At 62.1% G+C, this 17,274-nt stretch carries 13 protein-coding genes; 5 read left to right on the top strand and 8 right to left on the bottom strand.

The window, feature by feature from the left end; all coding sequences use genetic code 11:
- Window positions 1-18: 18 nt before the first annotated feature.
- From BMY67_RS00895 to BMY67_RS00865, 7 genes are all read right to left on the bottom strand, one after another.
- Window positions 19-1,503, bottom strand: coding sequence for a hypothetical protein (locus BMY67_RS00895; protein WP_092767416.1), 1,485 nt, complete (start codon window positions 1,501-1,503; stop codon window positions 19-21).
- A gap of 136 nt (window positions 1,504-1,639) precedes the next feature.
- Window positions 1,640-5,104 (bottom strand): hypothetical protein, encoded by a 3,465-nt coding sequence (locus BMY67_RS00890; RefSeq protein ID WP_092767414.1) that lies wholly within the window; start codon window positions 5,102-5,104, stop codon window positions 1,640-1,642.
- Window positions 5,105-5,307: 203 nt separating this feature from the next.
- Window positions 5,308-5,736: an IS200/IS605 family transposase gene (tnpA, locus tag BMY67_RS00885; RefSeq protein ID WP_092767412.1), complete on the bottom strand. Its 429-nt coding sequence runs from the start codon at window positions 5,734-5,736 to the stop codon at window positions 5,308-5,310.
- Between the two features lie 114 nt (window positions 5,737-5,850).
- Window positions 5,851-7,299, bottom strand: a complete 1,449-nt coding sequence (locus BMY67_RS00880) for a hypothetical protein (protein ID WP_092767410.1) — start codon at window positions 7,297-7,299, stop codon at window positions 5,851-5,853.
- Window positions 7,300-7,406: 107 nt separating this feature from the next.
- Window positions 7,407-7,799, bottom strand: coding sequence for a hypothetical protein (locus tag BMY67_RS00875; RefSeq protein ID WP_092767408.1), 393 nt, complete (start codon window positions 7,797-7,799; stop codon window positions 7,407-7,409).
- A gap of 136 nt (window positions 7,800-7,935) precedes the next feature.
- Window positions 7,936-9,285, bottom strand: a complete 1,350-nt coding sequence (locus BMY67_RS00870) for a hypothetical protein (protein ID WP_092767406.1) — start codon at window positions 9,283-9,285, stop codon at window positions 7,936-7,938.
- A 70-nt stretch (window positions 9,286-9,355) separates the two neighbouring features.
- The gene (locus BMY67_RS00865) at window positions 9,356-10,357 is read right to left on the bottom strand and encodes a sugar phosphate nucleotidyltransferase (protein WP_092767404.1); all 1,002 of its coding nucleotides are present in this window, start codon (window positions 10,355-10,357) and stop codon (window positions 9,356-9,358) included.
- A 183-nt stretch (window positions 10,358-10,540) separates the two neighbouring features.
- Between BMY67_RS00865 and BMY67_RS00860 the strand changes: the two genes are divergently transcribed.
- From BMY67_RS00860 to BMY67_RS00850, 3 genes are all read left to right on the top strand, one after another.
- The gene (locus tag BMY67_RS00860) at window positions 10,541-11,119 is read left to right on the top strand and encodes a LemA family protein (RefSeq protein WP_092767402.1); all 579 of its coding nucleotides are present in this window, start codon (window positions 10,541-10,543) and stop codon (window positions 11,117-11,119) included.
- A gap of 94 nt (window positions 11,120-11,213) precedes the next feature.
- A complete protein-coding gene (locus BMY67_RS00855) occupies window positions 11,214-11,669 on the top strand; it encodes a TPM domain-containing protein (RefSeq protein WP_092767400.1) in 456 nt (151 codons plus the stop codon).
- A complete protein-coding gene (locus BMY67_RS00850) occupies window positions 11,666-12,493 on the top strand; it encodes a TPM domain-containing protein (protein ID WP_092767398.1) in 828 nt (275 codons plus the stop codon). Before BMY67_RS00855 ends, BMY67_RS00850 begins: the two co-directional genes overlap by 4 nt.
- Before the next feature lie 186 nt (window positions 12,494-12,679).
- Here the strand turns inward: BMY67_RS00850 and BMY67_RS00845 are convergent, their stop codons facing one another.
- Window positions 12,680-13,288 (bottom strand): 3'-5' exonuclease, encoded by a 609-nt coding sequence (locus BMY67_RS00845; protein ID WP_092767396.1) that lies wholly within the window; start codon window positions 13,286-13,288, stop codon window positions 12,680-12,682.
- A 166-nt stretch (window positions 13,289-13,454) separates the two neighbouring features.
- Between BMY67_RS00845 and BMY67_RS00840 the strand changes: the two genes are divergently transcribed.
- Together BMY67_RS00840 and BMY67_RS00835 are read left to right on the top strand one after the other, a co-directional pair.
- A complete protein-coding gene (locus BMY67_RS00840; protein ID WP_143069652.1) occupies window positions 13,455-14,219 on the top strand; it encodes a hypothetical protein in 765 nt (254 codons plus the stop codon).
- 104 nt (window positions 14,220-14,323) lie between these two features.
- Window positions 14,324-17,113, top strand: coding sequence for a TonB-dependent receptor (locus BMY67_RS00835; protein ID WP_092767392.1), 2,790 nt, complete (start codon window positions 14,324-14,326; stop codon window positions 17,111-17,113).
- Window positions 17,114-17,274: the final 161 nt, after the last annotated feature.

The following is a 17,274-nucleotide window of genomic DNA, read 5'->3' as shown; positions in this document are numbered from 1 at the left end:
GACAGACGATAAGCCGTTCTACTCGAACCGGATAGCGGCCTTCTGCTCAATCTGCCAGCTGCCGGCCACTTTGCGCAGCACGCCTTCCTCCTCGGTTACGATGCGGGTAACCGGTTCGGTGGGCTGCTGGTAGCGGCAGGCCTCGCGCAACGAGTACTGGGCGCTTTGGATAGCGTAGGCGTGAATGGCAGGGTTGGGCGTAACATTGAACGTTGCCAGCTCGGGCCACTGCGGGTCGAAGTGCAGCTCGTAGATGCTGTCGTGCTGGGGTTCGTCGGAGAGGTCATACTCGCTAAACGCCCCATTCACCGGCACCTTCACGTAGCGGGTAAACTGGGCCCGGGCAGCTGGTTCAGCCGGCATGGCCGCTGCTTGCGAATCAGTTTCCGGCGCAGCTGGCGCGGGCAGCTGCACCGGCGGCACCAGGCTCTCGAACTCGTCGTGCGGGGCGGCCGTGGGCGAGCCCGCCGGAATGGCCGCTGGCGGGGCCGGTATTTCCGAAAGGTTGGCCGGGGCCTCGGCTACCTGCATTTCAGCCGTAGTTGCCGGTTCAGCTTTTGGCCTGGGGGTCGGCGCAGCAACAGGAGGTACGGTAGTGGCTGGAGCTGCTGTTGGAGCAGGTGTGGAGGCTGCAACAGACTTCGGAGCCGGTTGCGACGGGCGCTGCTCCAGTTCTTCGGCTATGCGCTGGGCTACTATTTTCTCCACTTCCCGGCGCTGGGCCAAGGTCAGTTGGCCAGCCACGGTACCGGGGCTGGCTACCGATTTCACGGCGTCAATATCGTTGCGGTGCCGGCCCATACGGCTGGCAAGGTCGGCCATTTTGCGGCTCTGCAGCCAGAACAGCACCAGACTAAGCAGCGCCAGAATCAAGGCCAGCGGAGCAAACAGCTTATCCATCACACTTTCCCCTACCCCGCTGGCAGCGGCTGGCCGGCTGGTCAGGCCCGCGTCGGCCGGCCCCGCATCGGCGGGCGCCGAAGCCGTGGCCTCGTCAAGGCCGGAGGTAGTGTCGGCCGCGTTGGCGGCCGGCTCGTTGCCGCCCAGGTCGCCGATGGGCGTGCCGCTGTTCACGTAGCTATTCAGGGCCGTTTCGAGGGTCGCCAGGCGCTCCATCCGGGCAGGGTTAGCCCGCCGCGCCGCCGACGACTTGAGCTTACCGATGATTTCCGAGGTCAGTTTCTGCAGCCGCTTGTCGTTGCTGGCGAGGCCGGCGTACATGGTGCCACGGCCTTCGAGGGGCTGGTAGAGCAGGCTGTACACCTTCTGGCTGTCAGCCTTGATGCTGTTCTCGAACGCCTTGAGCGAGCTGCCGCAGTTGAGCTTGTCCTTGAGGTTGGGCCGCCCATTATCATCGTACACGTAGCGTGCGGCGGCACACCAGATCTGTACCTTCTGCTCATCAAGTGTGGGCTGACCGGGGGCAGTCTGGGCCGAAGTAGCGCCGGACGCCAGTAGCAGCAGGCCGGTGAACAGGGAAGCAGCGCGGCGAGAAAGAGTCATAGGTGTGGGGGTAGATGTATTCTGCATTCCTGGGTCCCAGGGTTGAAACTCTGGGCTAGTTAGCGGTAAACCAGGTCGGCCAGCCGAAGGAGGCTGCATAACCCAGGGTTTCAACCCTGGGCCAACGGGCCACGTGTTACGCCTGCAACTCCCGGCTCAGGTTATACAACGCCTGCTTCAGCGGCAGGAAGAACAGGGTTTCAGGCAGGGTTTCGTCGGCCGAAAGCTGGCGCTGGAACTGGTGTAGGCCCAGGCTGAGGCTGTCCTCGATTTCGCGGAGCAGGATGTCCTTCACGCGCTGGCGGTCCACGTCCACACCTACTTCGCGCAGGTAGGGTGCCACTTCGTCGCCTTCGAGCACCAGCGTGAGGTAGTTGCGCACGTTGGCCAGCACCTCGTCTTTAAGGGCCGCATCCACCTGGTTCAGCTTGAGGCGCTGCTGGTTCAGCTCGCCGCCTTCTACGGTGCCGCTGAGCTTCACCGCCTGAATGTTGTCGTAGTCGGTATTGGTTTTCTCCTCGAACAGCACACCGCCGTTGGTAGTAGCTTCCTTGGGGTTATCGGCCAGAATAACGCGGAAATTGTGGGGCGGCTCGGTACCGGTTACGGCCTGGAAAATGGCTTTCGTAATCTTCTCGATGGACACCAGCGAGCTACCGCCGGCCAGCAGGCGCAGGTACAGGCTGGCCTTACCCGAGAAGCACAGGTAACGCGGCGTTTTCAGCCCGAAATGCTTGGTGAGCTGGGCCGTGTGGTAGATGATGGCCGTGTAGTGCAGGTAGAACAGCACCCGCAGCTGCCGGCCGCGGCCCAAGCCTAGGGCCTGGGTGAAGCGCAACGCATCGTCGTACTTGAAGAGCAAGCTGGTCACGTCGGCCGAGCCGAAGTCGTTGTTTTTGAGCGCCGCCTGCAGGTAGCCCTTGTACTCCTGGTTCTGCTCCGAATCGGGCAGGCTTTCGACGTGGCTCACGCCGAGGCGAAGCAGGCCGTTCTGCTTGGGCGCACCCTGCACGCGGGCGTAACCGTCGCCCCACAGGTCGTCGCCGGCAAAGCGGAACGAGGTGCTGTAGGCCGGTTTCTGGTCGGCGAAGAGCAGCAAGTCGGTGGTACCGCCGCCGATGTCGATGTTCACCACGTTCTCGTCGCGGTTGGGCACGACCTGGTTGGTGGCGGTGAGGTAGTAGTAGGGCGCCACCGATTCGGTGAGGCAGATGGTGGGGCGGTTGGCCTTGAACACCTGCCGGAAGGCCTCGTCCCAAACCTGCTGGAACTGGTTGCGCAGGAAGCCGTCGAAGCTCAGCGGCGCAAACCACACCACCCGGGTGTCTTCGAGAATACCGCCGTGCAAAGCCGCCTTGTGGCGCAGCAACAGCAGGATTTCCTTGAAGAACGCCTCGATGCGCGACACGCCCTGGGGGTCGAGCTCGGCGCTCCACTTCAGGTTGGTCACGAAACGGTTCTGGGGCAGCTCGGCGGTATTCTCAGTGTTGATGCTGAAGCCAATATTGATGTTACTGAGCACTTTAGCTGGCTCATTGGCGAATGAGGTTGTTTCGCAAACTGCCGTCCGAATCGGGAACTCATACACTGAGCTGCCTTCGCCGATAAAGCTGGGCACGAACTCGCGGTTTTGCAGCGTAGCTATGGCGTCCCACATCTGCCCGGCCCCAGTACGGTACCGTTGCGACGCCGAGAGGCCAGCATCGCCCACGGGCGCATGCATCCACTCCACCTGCACATCGGCCTCGCCGATGGTGAGCGGGCGCGGGTGGGCCGAGGGCGAATCGGCGTAGGCCACGTGGGTGTTGGTGGTGCCGAAGTCGATGGCGAAGGTAAAGCGGCGGGTACCGCGCTCCAGCTCGCGCCAGCGCGGCACGAACAGGCCCCGGGCCGGCTCAGCGCCCAGCGTGGCGGGCGGGCAGGTTATTTCGGCCAGGTCGAAGTGGGTGCCGGTGATTTCGTAGTAGGTGCTGCCGGCCGAAGCCACGCTTTTCTGGGTGCGCTCGTAGCGGGTGGCGCGGCGGGCGGCGCCCTGCTCGGTAATCCGCTCGCCATTCACGAAAAACGTGAGGTCGTAGCGGCGGCTGAGCATGGTGGGCGCGTTGTCGGCATCTACCAGCATCACCTTATACAGGTCGTTAAACTCGGGCTGGTAGCGCACCTTATAGAACGGGAACACGCCCACGCCCACGTTGGCCTTCACAATGCGGCCCTTCTCCAGAATCTCACGCCCCTGGGCGTCCTTGGGGTTCTGGGGGTTGGTATAGTAGCTCCGCTCGAAAGTAATGAAGCGCCCGCCTTGCACCGGCACCCGCAGTTGCACACGCACGTGGCTCAGGTCGATGGTGAAGGTGAGCAGCTCGGCCAGCTCGTTTTCGGTGAAGTACTCGAAAAACGCCTGTTTCAGGGGCAGCAGGTAAGGGAAACGCGCCCGGCCCTGCCCATCGGCCCCGTACTGGAACGTGACTTTGCCGGTGTGGAAACGCTGGGTGTTCAGCTCGTAGGGGAGTTCCACCAACGAATCTTCCAGCAGGTCGCCCACCGTGAGGTAGGGGTACTTGAAGCCCTTGCCGGGCAGCACCCGGTTTTCCAGCGCCAGCTCGTCGTGGTAGGGCACCGGCGTACGGTCGTCCCAGGGCTGACCGTTGAGGTAGTTAGCCCCCGGCATGGTCAGGTTGGGGCGCAGCACCAGCGGGCGCGGGCGGCCGTTACCGGCTTCGCGAGTGGGCTGAATAAACAGGTCGGAGCTGGTCACGGCCGACTGGTCGGCGCGGCCGGGCAGGGGCACGCCCTTCACGCTTACCAGGTTGCCCTGGGCGTCGGCCAGGGCCGGATAGCGGGCCGCGAACTGCTGGGCGCTCCGGTCGCCCTGCATCTGCAACTGGTTGATTTTGATGCGGTCGAGGCCGGCGTACACGCTGCCCGCAAACTCGCGGCGCTGCAAGGCCGGGTAAGCCAGAAACAGCTCGTACACGAACTCCCGGAATTGCGGGTCCCGGTCATCGAGCAACACCGTCTGGTGGTCGAAGTAGTGACCACGAGCCTGGGGGCGCTCCAAATCGAGCGCGCCCACGCCGGGGCCGGTAAAGAGCAGCGTCAGCGGCGAGGTGCCGCCCAGCAGCCGCGGCCCGCCCGCCAATTCCGGCGACTCGTAATACACCAAATACATGTCGGTAAAGTCGCGGAACCGCTCGTCCTGCATGTACAGTTGCAGCGTGTCGCCCAGCAGCCGGGTGGGCTCGCGCTGCCGCATCCGCTGAATCTCAGCCTCCGCGTTCCAGCGGCGCAGCGTGATTTTGCGGCCCGCCTGGGTGTAGAGGTGGTAGTTGTAGAGTAGCTCCAGCAAATCCCAGAAGTGGGTCGTCAGCTCGTGGTACACCGAGCCGGGGTTGTTCTTGCCCTCCCGGGCCAGAAAATCAAAGGCTGTCTCGAACAGGTGCATTCGCGCAAACGGCGTCGGGATGCTCACCGCCAGGTTGCGCGACTTGCCGCCCGCCGGGTCGGTGACGGTGTTGATTTCGGTGCTCGTAACGGGGGCAGTTTTCTGCCAGCCCTGCACCTGCTGGGAGCCGTTGTTGTGTAAGCGAAGGACTTTGGGCATAGTATTTCCAATTTCCGGGTATCCCGGTTCCCAGGGTTGAAACCCTGGGCTAGTTAGCGGTTCTGTTCTTTTGGGCCGTTTTAGCATCCCAGGGCTAAAGCCCTGGGCTAGTCAGTGGTTCTATTCAACATTCCCGCTAACTAGCCCAGGGTTTTAACCCTGGGGCTTCGGGGGTACGTTAGGGCATTTGGGACGCTGGCACATCAATGCACCCGCGCCATTTTTTCCAGCATTTCCATTTCCTGCCAGTAGTCCTGCTCTCGATGATGTTTTTCCTGATTGCGGATGTAGTTACGCACCCGCTCCACGTGCGACGGACTTACAGAAAAAGCACCGTAGCCATTCTGCCAGCCAAAGGTGAAGTCTGTCAGTTTCTGCTCATTCACCCAATGGGCGCTTTTGCCCTTGAGCTGCTGCATCACCACATCGAGCCGGTCGGTAGTGCGCAACGAAAGCAGGCAATGCACATGGTCATATATTCCATTCAGAAAGTCGAGGTGGATTTTATCCTTCTCAGCAATGTGCCGAATTTGATTAAACACCAACGGTTTCAACTGCGCCGTGAGCCACGGCTGTCGGTTCTTGGTAGCCCACGTTACGTGCACCCACAACGACTGAAAAACGTGGCTCATATGCGCTGTTTTGACGTCTCGTTCTAGATTCCCAGGGCTAAAGCCCTAGGCTATGCAACGTTTTCGTTCAACGACTCGCTGACTAGCCCAGGGCTTTAGCCCTGGGACACAAGGTTACACCACCTTCACCTTTTCCTCAAACGCCTTGTTCGTCACCTGGTAGAACAGGTCCAGCAGCTTGCGGAAGCTGTCGGGTTCGGCCAGGGACTTTTCGGTTTTGTTGAGGCTGTCGAGCAGGTAGTTGTGGCTGAGGCCTTTGTTGAAGAAGTCGTTCCACTTCTTTTCCACCGGCTTGCCCAGAATCATGGCGTTGAAATCGTCGGTTTGCAGGTCGAAGGGGCGGAAGGCGCGGCGGTTCTGGGCCAGCTCCTGGAGCCACTGGTCGACGCCCGCGTCGGGGCTGTGCAGGAAGGTGTTGAGCTCGCGGAAAATCGGCTCGTTGCGCAGGGCGTAGTCGAGCTTGAGGTTGTCGTGGTAGGGCGCCTTGTCGGTGGGCAGGTGCTGCTTGTGGTAGCGCGTGAAGTACAGGAACTGCGTGAGTTGCCGGGCCACCAATTCGCGGGTTTCGTCGGGTAGGTGGCTGAACTGGATTTCGGGCGCGTCGGTGCCCAGGCCGTACTCGTGGAAATGCGGGCCGCCGGTGCGCAGCTCGGCGGCCGAGTAGTTCATGAAATCGACGATGCTCAGGGCCGCCAACAGCTCGATGATGTGGGCCTTGTTCTTCTGCTGCACGCCGCCGGGCTGGTTTTCGTAGGGTGTATCGGGCGTGTCGGCCAGGTAGTAGAGCGCGTCGAGACCTTGCAGGTTGTGCTCGTAGTAGCTGAGCGCGGCTTTGGTCTTGGTCAGGAAGTTGTTAGAGTCGATAACGGCCGCATCCTCGCTCTGGAGCGCGAAATAAGGCATTACCGTTACGGCGCCGGTAGGCGCGTCGCGCAGGTAGCGGGCGTTGCTGAGGCGGGTGTTGGGGTCTTTCAGGTTCTTGAGCATGAGCGGGAAACCCGCCGCGCCGGTGCCGCCGAAGATGCTCGACACGAAGAACACCCGGTCGCCGTCCTGGAAGTTATCGGCGAAAAACCGCATTTCGGCGCTTTCCACCAGCTTGTTGAGCACGATGCTGCCCACGTTGGGCGAGCCCCGGAAACCGATGGTAAGCGGGCTTTCGAGGTTGTCGGGGGTAAACAGCAAGTCCACCAGCCCCTTCGAGTCCACGCTCAGCCCGTCGTAGTCGAGGTACTGCCGGAAGGTTTGGTTGATGCCGCCGAAGTCGAAGATGAACGTGTCCTTCACCGAGCCGTTCACGTCCTGGGAAATGCCGCTCAGGGTGCTGATATCGGTCTGAAAGAAGCCTTCCTCGCGGGGACCGAGGTGCTGGTAAATCTGCTGGTAGTTCTGCAGCAGCTCCACCGTGCGGTTCATGTCGCCGTTGTGGGCGTCAGGGTCGATGATGATGGGCACCACCCGGTCGCAGTTGGGCAGCTTAACGCCGGCGGCCAGCAGCATCGTGAGCGAGCGAATCACCCGCGAACCCGTGCCGCCAATACCAAAAAGAAAGAGTTTAGCCATATTGGAGAGGTGAGATAATGAGACATGAGAAGTGAGACTTATGGGCTGACAACTGAGCCGTCAGAACAGCGTCTCATTTCTCACTTCTCACCGTCTCATGTCTAAAGTTAGAAGGGGGTGGTGCTGGCGTTGGTGGAACCTTTGCGCAGCAGCAGCGAGAAGATGAAGAACCAGAGCAGCGCCAGAATGGCGTTCCAGGTGGCCAGCCAGTAGATGTAGCTGTGGTCGGCGACCTGCTGGGCGTGGGCCTGCCAGATGGCCAGGCCGAAAGCCAGCAGCGCGTTCAGGCCCAGAAACAGGCCCCAGTGGCGGCCTTTGTTGAAGGTGGCCACGCCCATGGCCCGGTTGATGAGCAGGTAGAATATCACCGCCAAAGCCAGCGACAGGCCGATGTTCAGCAGGCCGATGTTGGGAAACACTACGTCGCGGTACACCGGCGTGTCGGCCGGGGGCTGGGGGTTGCCGATGATTTCGTAGAGGAAGCGGAAGAATGCTTTCATGCAAAGAATTAACGCCCGGCACCGGCCCGGCAACTCGTGAAACGATACAACAAGAACGAAATTGCGGCCGGCCCGACCAATTACGGCCCCGAACCCGGCTCGGCCCGCTGAACGACTATCGTGCCAACCCGGCGGCCTACTTGGCCGGCTGCAGGGTCAGCGGCAGCTCGAACACCGTGGGCCGGGCCTGCACGGAGGCCTGCAACCCGTCAAGCAAGCTGCTCAAGGCAAAGGTTTTAGCGGCCGGCGTGCCGTCGTTTTTGGTGGTCCACTGGCTTACCCAGGCGGGGCGCTGATTTTGCAGTTTCAGCACCAGCGGGCGGGCGGCGGGCGGCACTTTGGTCAGGCGGATTTTGGCGAAATGCGTGAACCGACTTTGCGGACCGCTGCTGCCGCGGGTTTGGGCGGTGGCGGCCGTTACGCCCACCAGCTTGGCGTCGGTGTCCACGGTCTGCACCGCCAGGTTCTGCTGCAGATAGGCCAGGTCGCGGTACTGGGCGGGCAGGTTCTGCAAATCCAGGCCCACCACAAACTCCACCGGCTGCTGGGCCGAGGCCTCGCTGACGGCCACCACGCGGTAGGCCGCGGCGTCGCGCTTGCTGGCCCCGGCGTCGCCGTAGTACCAGCTGCCTTTATTTTCAAACTTATCGAGCACCGAGTAGGCCGGGCGCGGGTACACCACCCCAAAGTGGGCCTGCCGGGCGGTTTCGTCGGTTAGCAGCGCGGCATCAAACTGCCGCACCGCCTCGGCGGGGCCGATAACCCAGTAGTAGTACGGGATGTCGGTGTCGCAGCAGTTGGTTTTCTTGCCCGCCGCCACCAGGGCCGGATAGTAGGTGCCCCGGAAATCCGAGGTGAAGCCGTATACTGATACGGCCAGATCGGCCTGGGCGGCGTTGCGCTGGAGCGCGTCGGTGATATCGGTTTTGATGTAGGGAATGGCCCCGGCGTTTTTGGGCGAGTAGATGAAGTCCGAAATCAGCACATTTACGGTGCCCGGCTGGTAGTAGCGGGTCATGAGCGTATCGAGCACGGCGGGCAGCTCGGTGCTCTTGGCCGGCTGCCGGATGCCGGCCCGCACCGTGCCCGATACGACGGCGTACGACTCGGCGTAGGGCTTTTCTTTGAGCAGGAAAAACGACTTCTGCCGGGCCGCCGGCGAATTGTTCACCTCTGACAGGAATTGCGCCACCTGCTGCTGAAACCGGGTGTTGCCCCCGTCGGCCGTGGTTTTGGGCATGAAGCCTTCCATCGAACCCGATACCTCCAGCAGCACGTTTACCTGCCGCAGCGGCTGGGCAGTTTCCGTAGCCTCGGCCGTGGCAACCGGCGCGTCGGGGTTGTCGTTGGGCATCACGTCGGTCATGCCAACGGTCGGCTCCTGCCCCTGCTCGATGTCGGAGCGGGAGTAGCAGCCGGGCAGCAGCAGCAATGCCAGGCCCAGGGCGGGCAGCAGGCGCGGGAAAAGGGAGGTCGGGTAGCGCATCGGGTTAAAGTAACGACAAACTTTGGGGAGGGTTGGGAACCTGGCTGAACCTTGCGCGGGCCGCTGCGGGCTAGCTGTAATCTATTTCGGTGTTGTCGCCGATGTTGAGGCTGTGCTTGGTGCCCTTGAACAACGCATCGGAGCCGACGATGCAATCCTGCATGACGGCGGAGCGCAGCTCACTATAGGAGCCGATGATGGACTCGCTCAGGATGACGTTCTGCACGATGGTCCGGTCGCCGATGGCCACGTTGGGGCCGATGATGGAACCCGCAATCTGGCAGTCCTGGCCGATGCTGACGGGCGGGATAATGATGGTGTCGGGAAACTCGGGGTAGTCGCGGCGGCGCAGGAATTCGGGGCGGTTGAGCAGGCGGGCGTTGGCTTCGAGCAGCGAGCTTTTGCGGCCGCAGTCAAACCAGTTATCCACCGGCGCGCTCACCATTTCGGCCCCGTCCTCAATCATGAGCATGAGCGCGTCGGTGAGCTGAAACTCGCCGTGGGTGCGCTGGCCCTGCTCCACGATGCGCTCCAGCGCCGAGGCCAGCCAGTCGGCGTTGGCAATCTTATAAAGCCCTACCAGCGCGAAGTTCGACTTGGGGATGCGCGGCTTCTCGACCACCTTGGTTACCAGCCCGCGCGGGCCGGTTTCCACGATACCGAACAGCGCCGGCGTCTTCACCTCCTTCACGGCCAGCACGTTGCCGGGTGTGGCAATCAGCTTCCGCAGGTCTACGTCCACAATGGTGTCGCCGAGCAGAATGAGCACGCCATCGGGCTCGTGGCGGAACTGCTCGCGGGCCAGCCACAGGGCGTGGGCAATGCCCTCGCGGGGTTCCTGCACCACAAAACTGGTCTGCAACTCGGGGTACTGGCGGCGCACGTAGTTTTCTACTTTCTCGCCCAGGTAGCCAATAATGAAGACGAAATCGTGGATGCCGGCTTCTACCAGCCGGTCGATGATGTGGCCCAGGATGGTATTGCCAGCCACCGGCACGAGCGTTTTGGGCTGGGTGTGGGTATGCGGACGGAGGCGGGAGCCGATGCCGGCTACGGGAATAATTACTTTCATGAACAAAAACGGGAAGCGCCGAAGCGCAAAATACACATTAGCGGCCGAGTGGCCCTAAGCACAACCGCCGGGCCGCGAATTCGTACTTTGCACGCAGCCCGGCCCGACCCGGTGGGTTGCTGCATAAACCATTTCCGGTCGATTTTTCTCTCTCCCTTCCCCAATCTCCCAAATCTCTCTCCCATGAAACGCTTTCTGCTCTACTTTGCCGGCATCGTGCTGATGCTCTCCCAGTCGTCGTGCGGCTACAACTCGATGGTCACCAAGGACCAGGCCGTGAAGGGTCAGTGGGCCAACGTGCAAAGCTCCTACCAGCGCCGCTCCGACCTGATTCCGAACCTGGTAAACACCGTGAAAGGCGCGGCCAACTTCGAAAAATCGACCCTGACTGAAGTAATCGAGGCCCGCGCCAAGGCCACGAGCGTGCAGCTCAATGCCGACCAGCTGACGCCCGAGAACCTGCAGAAATTCCAGGCTGCCCAGAGCCAGGTAGGTGCCGGCCTCGGCCGCCTGCTGGCCGTGTCGGAGAACTACCCCGAGCTGAAAGCCAACGCCAACTTCCAGGAGCTGCAGGCCCAGATTGAGGGCACCGAAAACCGCATCAACGTGGAGCGCAACAAGTTCAACGGCCTCGTAAACGACTACAACGCCTACGTTAAGAGTTTCCCCAACAACCTGTTCGCCGGCCTGTTCGGCTTCGCCGAGAAGCCTTACTTCGAGGCCGACGCCGGCTCGCAGAAAGCCCCGACGGTCCAGTTTTAATTGAGTTGTCAGTTGCTAGTTGTCGGTTGTCAGTCGCTAACTGTTGATTGTCAAAAACGCCCTAACAACTGACAACCAGCAACTGACAACTAAAATGACCAACCCTCTCACCCCTGATCAGGAAGCAGCGCTGGTAGAAGCCATCCGCCAGGCTGAGCTGCGTACCTCGGGCGAAATCCGGGTGCATCTGGAAGACACCTGCCCCTCGCCCGACCCGCTCGACCGCGCCGCGCAGGTGTTTGCCGAGCTGGGCATGCACCACACGGCCCAGCGCAACGGCGTGCTGTTTTACCTGGCCTGGCAGAGCCGGCAGTTCGCCGTTATCGGCGACGCGGCCATTAACTCGGTGGTGCCCGATGATTTCTGGGAAACGGCCAAGGAGAACGTCCTGCAGCATTTCCGGAGTGAAAAATATGTACTGGGCCTGGAAGCCGGCATCCGGCTGGCGGGCGAGCAGCTGCAGCAATATTTCCCCTACGACGCCGCTACCGATCAGAATGAGCTGGACGACTCCATTTCGTTCGGCGACTCGCCCCCCACCCGCCCATGAAGTATTTGCTCCTGAACCTGCGGCGACCAGCCGGCTGGCTGCTGACCTTCGGGTTGCTGCTGCTGACGCTGGTAGCCACTGCCCAGAACGTACCGCCCCGCCCCAACCCGCCCCGCCTCGTGAACGACCTGGCCGGGATGCTGCGGCCCGATGAGGTGGCCCAACTGGAGCGGAAGCTGGTGGCCTATAACGACTCCACCTCGTCGCAGATTGCGGTGGTAACCGTGCCCAGCCTCGGCGACTACGATATTTTCGACTATGCCCAGAAGCTGTACCAAGCCTGGGGCATCGGCCAGAAAAGCAATAACAACGGCGTACTACTGCTGGTGGCCAAGCAGGAGCGCAAAGCCCGCATCCATACCGGCTACGGCCTCGAAGGCGCCATTCCGGACGCTATTTCCAAGCGCATCATTTCCAACACCATTGTTCCGGCCTTCAAGCAGGACCGCTACTACGATGGCCTCGACCGCGCCACCGACCAGCTGATTTCGCTGGCCCAGGGTGAATACAAGGCCGACCAGACCACCCGGCAGCGCGCCCCGGCCGACGACAGCGGCTCGGGCATCTCGTTCTGGCTCATTATTGCGGTGCTCATTCTGTTCATACTGTTCCGTAGCCGCGGCGGCGGGGGCGGGGGAGGTGGGCGGCGCAACCGCGGCTTCGGCGGCTCCATGATTCCACCGCTCATTTTTGGCGACTTCAGCGGCGGCCGCGGCACCTTCGGAGGCGGTTTCGGCGGCGGCGGCGGTGGATTTGGCGGGGGCGGCTTCGGCGGATTTGGCGGCGGCAGCAGCGGCGGCGGCGGCGCCTCCGGCAGCTGGTAGCCTTGGATGAGTGTCTCGGCGGATGAATGGGTCCTGATTTATCAGGCCTAGGCTTAGGCTACTCAGCCTTGTTAAAACAGGAACCCCTGACGGCTGTAAAGGCGTCGGGGGTTCCTGTTTTAACGCAGGTGCACCGGTCTTGCAGCGCTATGTGCTCAGTTGCTTTGCTCGTTGCGGCAGCACGTCTTATTCTTTTACCGGGTCAATCATTTTATACGCCGGCCGCTCATAGAAAGGGCGCAGCAGCTCAATCACGTCGAGGGCATCGGCGAGGGCCTGGTGGGCCACGGTGTCGTCGGCGAAGTGGGCGCGGGCCTTGCAGGTTTGCATGGTAGGCAGGCGGGTGTCTTTGCGCCAGTTGAGGTAGAAAGCGGCCGGGTCGAGCATGGCGGGCTCGGCCCTTACCAGCGTGCCGTAGCCGGGCAATTCGCGCAGGAAACCCAAGTCGAAGGAAGCAATGTTTTTGCCGGCCATGGTTACGGCTACGCAGTCCTTCTTATCGGTTTTGAAGCCCTGGGCCAACAGAAACTCGCGCAGCTGGGACAGTAGCTCGACCGGCTCGCATAGCTCGGGGTTGGGCTCCTTCTGGGCCAGCTCGCGCAGCAGGCCGGCGTTGAGGGCCAGCGCCCCGGCCGTGCCCACATACTCGGGGTGGCACACTACCCGACGGAAGTAAGGCAGTTCGGCCAGGGGCCGCAGGTTTTTGGTATCTTCTACCACGGCGGCCAGCTCCAGAATCTGGTGACGGGCGGGCCGGCCGCCGGTGGTTTCGAGGTCGAGCGAGATGTAGCGCATAGCGCAGGAATGTACGCGCGGGGCCGGCGCGCGTTGGGGCACGCCCGTTGATGGTCGCAGTTTATTCCGGGCCCGGGCCGGCATGTTGCTTGTTATTCACCGAATTATCGCTTTTTTTGCCCACAGCTATACCCATAGCATTACGCTCTTATCGCGCCGTTACTTTATGTTGGTAAAAACACCGCTTGCCCGGCTGCTCGCCACTACCTTGTTGCTGGCCGGCCACGCGGCCCGGGCCCAGAGCCAACCAGAACCAGCGGCTGCCGCCTACGCCACCCCGGCCCCGGCCGCTGCGCAGCGGCTCTACCAGGCCGCCGACCCCGTTTCGTCGCTGCTCTACAACGGCCCCGAGTACGTGAACTACGCCATGCGCTACGCCGAGCGGGTGGGCCACCAGTTTTTCCTGACACCCGAGCCCCAAACGGGCAGCGTGTTTTACTACCGGCAGCCCTTCGAAGGCCTGCAGCTGCGCTACGATGTGGTGCTCGACCAGATAGTGCTGGAGCAGCCCACCAGCCCCCTCACGCTGCGGCTGGTAAACGAGAAACTGGACCGCTTTACCATCGCCGGTCACCGCTTCGAGCACCTGCAGGCCGATAGCGCGGCGGGCGGACTGCCGGCCACCGGCTACTACGAGGTGCTGGCCGAGGGCCCGGTGCAGCTGCTGGCCCGCCGCACCAAGCGCCGGCAGGAGCGCATTGAAGGCCGCGTGGTAAGGGTTGAGTTTATTGCCAACGACCGGCTGTACGCCTCCAGGGCAGGCCGCTACTACCCCGTCAACTCCAAATCGGCGGTGCTGAAGCTGCTGGCCGACCGCGAGCCGGAGGTGCGCGCCTACATGCGCGAGCAAAAGCTGAAGCTGCGCAAAAAGCAGTTTGAGAACGAGGTAGTGGTGCTCACCAACCACTACAACCAGCTGCCCCCGCGCTAACGGCCCTTCAGGCTGGTGCAACGAGTCTGCACCCGCCGCAGTCCATCCGAATGCTGGCTGGCTGCGGCTGGCAACTTCCTTTTCGCCCGCGTTTTTATTCTGGTATGAAGCACGTATACGCTTTACTTTCCTTGCTGCTACCCCTGCTGCTGGCCACGCCGCATAGCTACGGCCAGCAACTGGCGCCCCCTGCCAAAACCGTTACCGGCAACTTCACGAAGGTGCCGTTTGGGCAGTTCGTGCGCGAGCTGGAAACCCAGACCGACTACCGCTTCTATTACGACAACACCGCGCCGCCCGACAGCTTTCGGGTGAGCCTGCAGGCGCGCGAACTGCCGCTGGCTACGGCCCTGCGGCGCGTATTCGAGGGCACGCCCTACCGCTTCGCCCTCACCGCCGACCGCCGGGCCTTCATTACCAGCGAAGTGAACATTGAGCCCGAGTTGTCGGGCCTGTTTTTCCGGCCGGCCGGCACGCTGGCCGAGGGGCCGGTGGTGGCCGCACCCGAAGACCGGGCCCCCACGGCCGCTCCTACCCGCTCGCGCTACGTAACGGTGGCCGAGTACAAGGTATACGAAATCGGGACGGGCGGCGGCAGCGGCCCGGTTACGCTGGCCGGCCACATCCGCGACATCAAGTCGGGCGAGCCGGTTATCGGCGCCACCATCTATTCCGAGTCGCCGAGCGTGGGCACCAGCACCAACCAGTTCGGCTTCTACTCGCTTACGCTGCCGCCCGGCCGCTACACGCTGCAGATCCGGAGCGTGGGCAGCAAAAACACCCGCCGCCAGGTGATTCTGCGCGGCAGCGGCCGCCTCGAAATTGAGGTGGAGGAAGACATTACCACCCTGAAGGAAGTGGTGATTGAGGGCGAGAAGGACAAGAACATATCGAGCACCCAGATGGGCCTCGAAAAGCTCGATATCAAGACCATCAAGCAGGTGCCCACCGCCTTTGGTGAGGTAGATATTCTGCGAGTGGTGCTCACGCTGCCGGGCGTGAAATCGGTGGGCGAGGGCAGCACCGGCCTGAACGTGCGCGGCGGGGCCACCGACCAGAACCTGATTCTGTTCAACGACATGACCGTGTACAACCCCTCGCACCTGTTCGGGTTCTTCTCGGCCTTCAACCCCGATATGCTGCAGGGCGTGGAGCTGTACAAGAGTGCTATGCCGGCCAAGTACGGCGGCCGGCTTTCGTCGGTGCTCGACATTACGACCCGCGAAGGCAACAAGAAGAAGTTCAGCGGGGCCGGCGGCATCGGGCCGCTCACCAGCCGCCTGACGCTGGAAGGCCCGATTATCAAAGAGAAAAGCTCGTTCTTGATCGGGGCCCGCGCCAGCTACTCCGACTGGCTTCTCAAAAAACTCTCCGACAGCAAGTTCCGGCAAAGCTCGGCCGCCTTCTCCGACCTGAGCGCCCACCTGAGCCACCAGTTCAGCGACCGGGATGCCGTGTACGCCACCGGCTACTACAGCACCGACCGGTTCCGGCTGGCCTCCGACACCACCTACCGCTACGCTAACAAATCGGGCAGCCTGAAATGGCGCCACAACTTCAGCAACCAGCTCACGGGCGTACTCACGGGCGCATTCAGCCACTACGATTACAACATCACCAGCGAAGACAACGAGGTAAACTCGTCGCGGCTCAAGTATTCCATCAACCAGACCAGCCTGCGGGCCGATTTCAGCTACTATCCCAACCCCAAGCACAGCCTCGATTTCGGCGTCAGCTCGCTGCTCTACAATGTGAGCCCCGGTGGCCTCACTCCGCTCAAGGATGGCTCGCTGATTAAGCCCAATATTCTGGACCGCGAGCAGGCCGTGGAAAGCGCCGTGTACGTGTCGGACAAGATTGACGTGAACCAGCGCCTGTCGGTATCGGTGGGGCTGCGCTACTCGCTCTACAACGCGCTGGGAGCCCGCACCGTGTACGAGTACGCCCCCGGCGAGTCGCGCTCCGAGAACACGATTATCGACACCGTGAGCTACGGCGCGGGCAAGGTGCTGGCCACCTACCACGGCCCCGAGTACCGGGTGTCGGCCCGCTACTCGCTCTCCGACAACTCGTCGGTGAAACTCAGCTACAACCGCACCCGCCAGTACATCAGCCAGCTCACCAACACGGCCTCCGTGTCGCCGGCCGACACCTGGAAACTGGCCGACAACAACATCCGGCCCCAGGTAGGCGACCAAGTGTCGGTGGGCTATTACCGCAACTTCAAGTCGAACACCATCGAAACGTCGGTGGAAACCTACTACAAGTCGTTGCGTGATTTTGTGGACTACAAGGGCGGGGCGGTGCTGCTGCTGAACCGGACCATCGAAACCGACATCATCAACGCCGAGGGCAAGGCCTACGGGGTGGAAGTGCTGGTGCGCAAGCTGACGGGCAAAGTGAACGGCTGGGTGAGCTACACGTACTCCCGTTCGCTGGTGCGCGCCAACGCCGGCACGCCCGCCGACCAGATCAACAACGGCCGCTACTACGCCAGCAACTTCGACAAGCCCCACGACGCCACGCTGGTGGGTAACTACCGCTTCAGCCGCCGCTTCAGCACCTCGCTCAACTTCAACTACAGCACCGGCCGGCCCATTACGCTGCCCATTGCCAAGTACTACGCCGGCAACTCGCTGCGCGTGTACTACTCCGACCGCAACGCCTACCGGGTACCCGATTATATGCGGATGGATCTGGCTTTCAATATCGAAGGCAACCACAAAGTGCAGAAGCTGGCCCACAGCTCCTGGACAGTGGGAGTGTATAACCTTACGGGCCGCCAGAACCCTTACTCGATTTATTTCAAGTCGGAGAACGGGCAGATTAAGGGCTACAAGCTGTCGATTTTCGGACGGCCCATCCCCACAGCAACCTATAACTTCAAATTTTAGATGAAAGCACTGCCCCCTTGCCGGTACGGCCTATTGTTGCTACTGCTGCTGGTGGGGCTGGCGGGTTGCGTGGAGCCGTACGCGCCCGATGTGATCAATGCGCCGCCCAACCTGCTCGTGGTCGAGGGCTTTATCAACGCCGACGGGCCCACCGCCATCCG

The sequence above is a fragment of the Hymenobacter actinosclerus genome (genome assembly GCF_900111515.1).
Lineage (GTDB): Bacteria > Bacteroidota > Bacteroidia > Cytophagales > Hymenobacteraceae > Hymenobacter > Hymenobacter actinosclerus.
The sequence above is the reverse complement of the archived record's forward strand: the minus strand, read 5'-3'. Positions and strand labels throughout refer to the sequence as shown.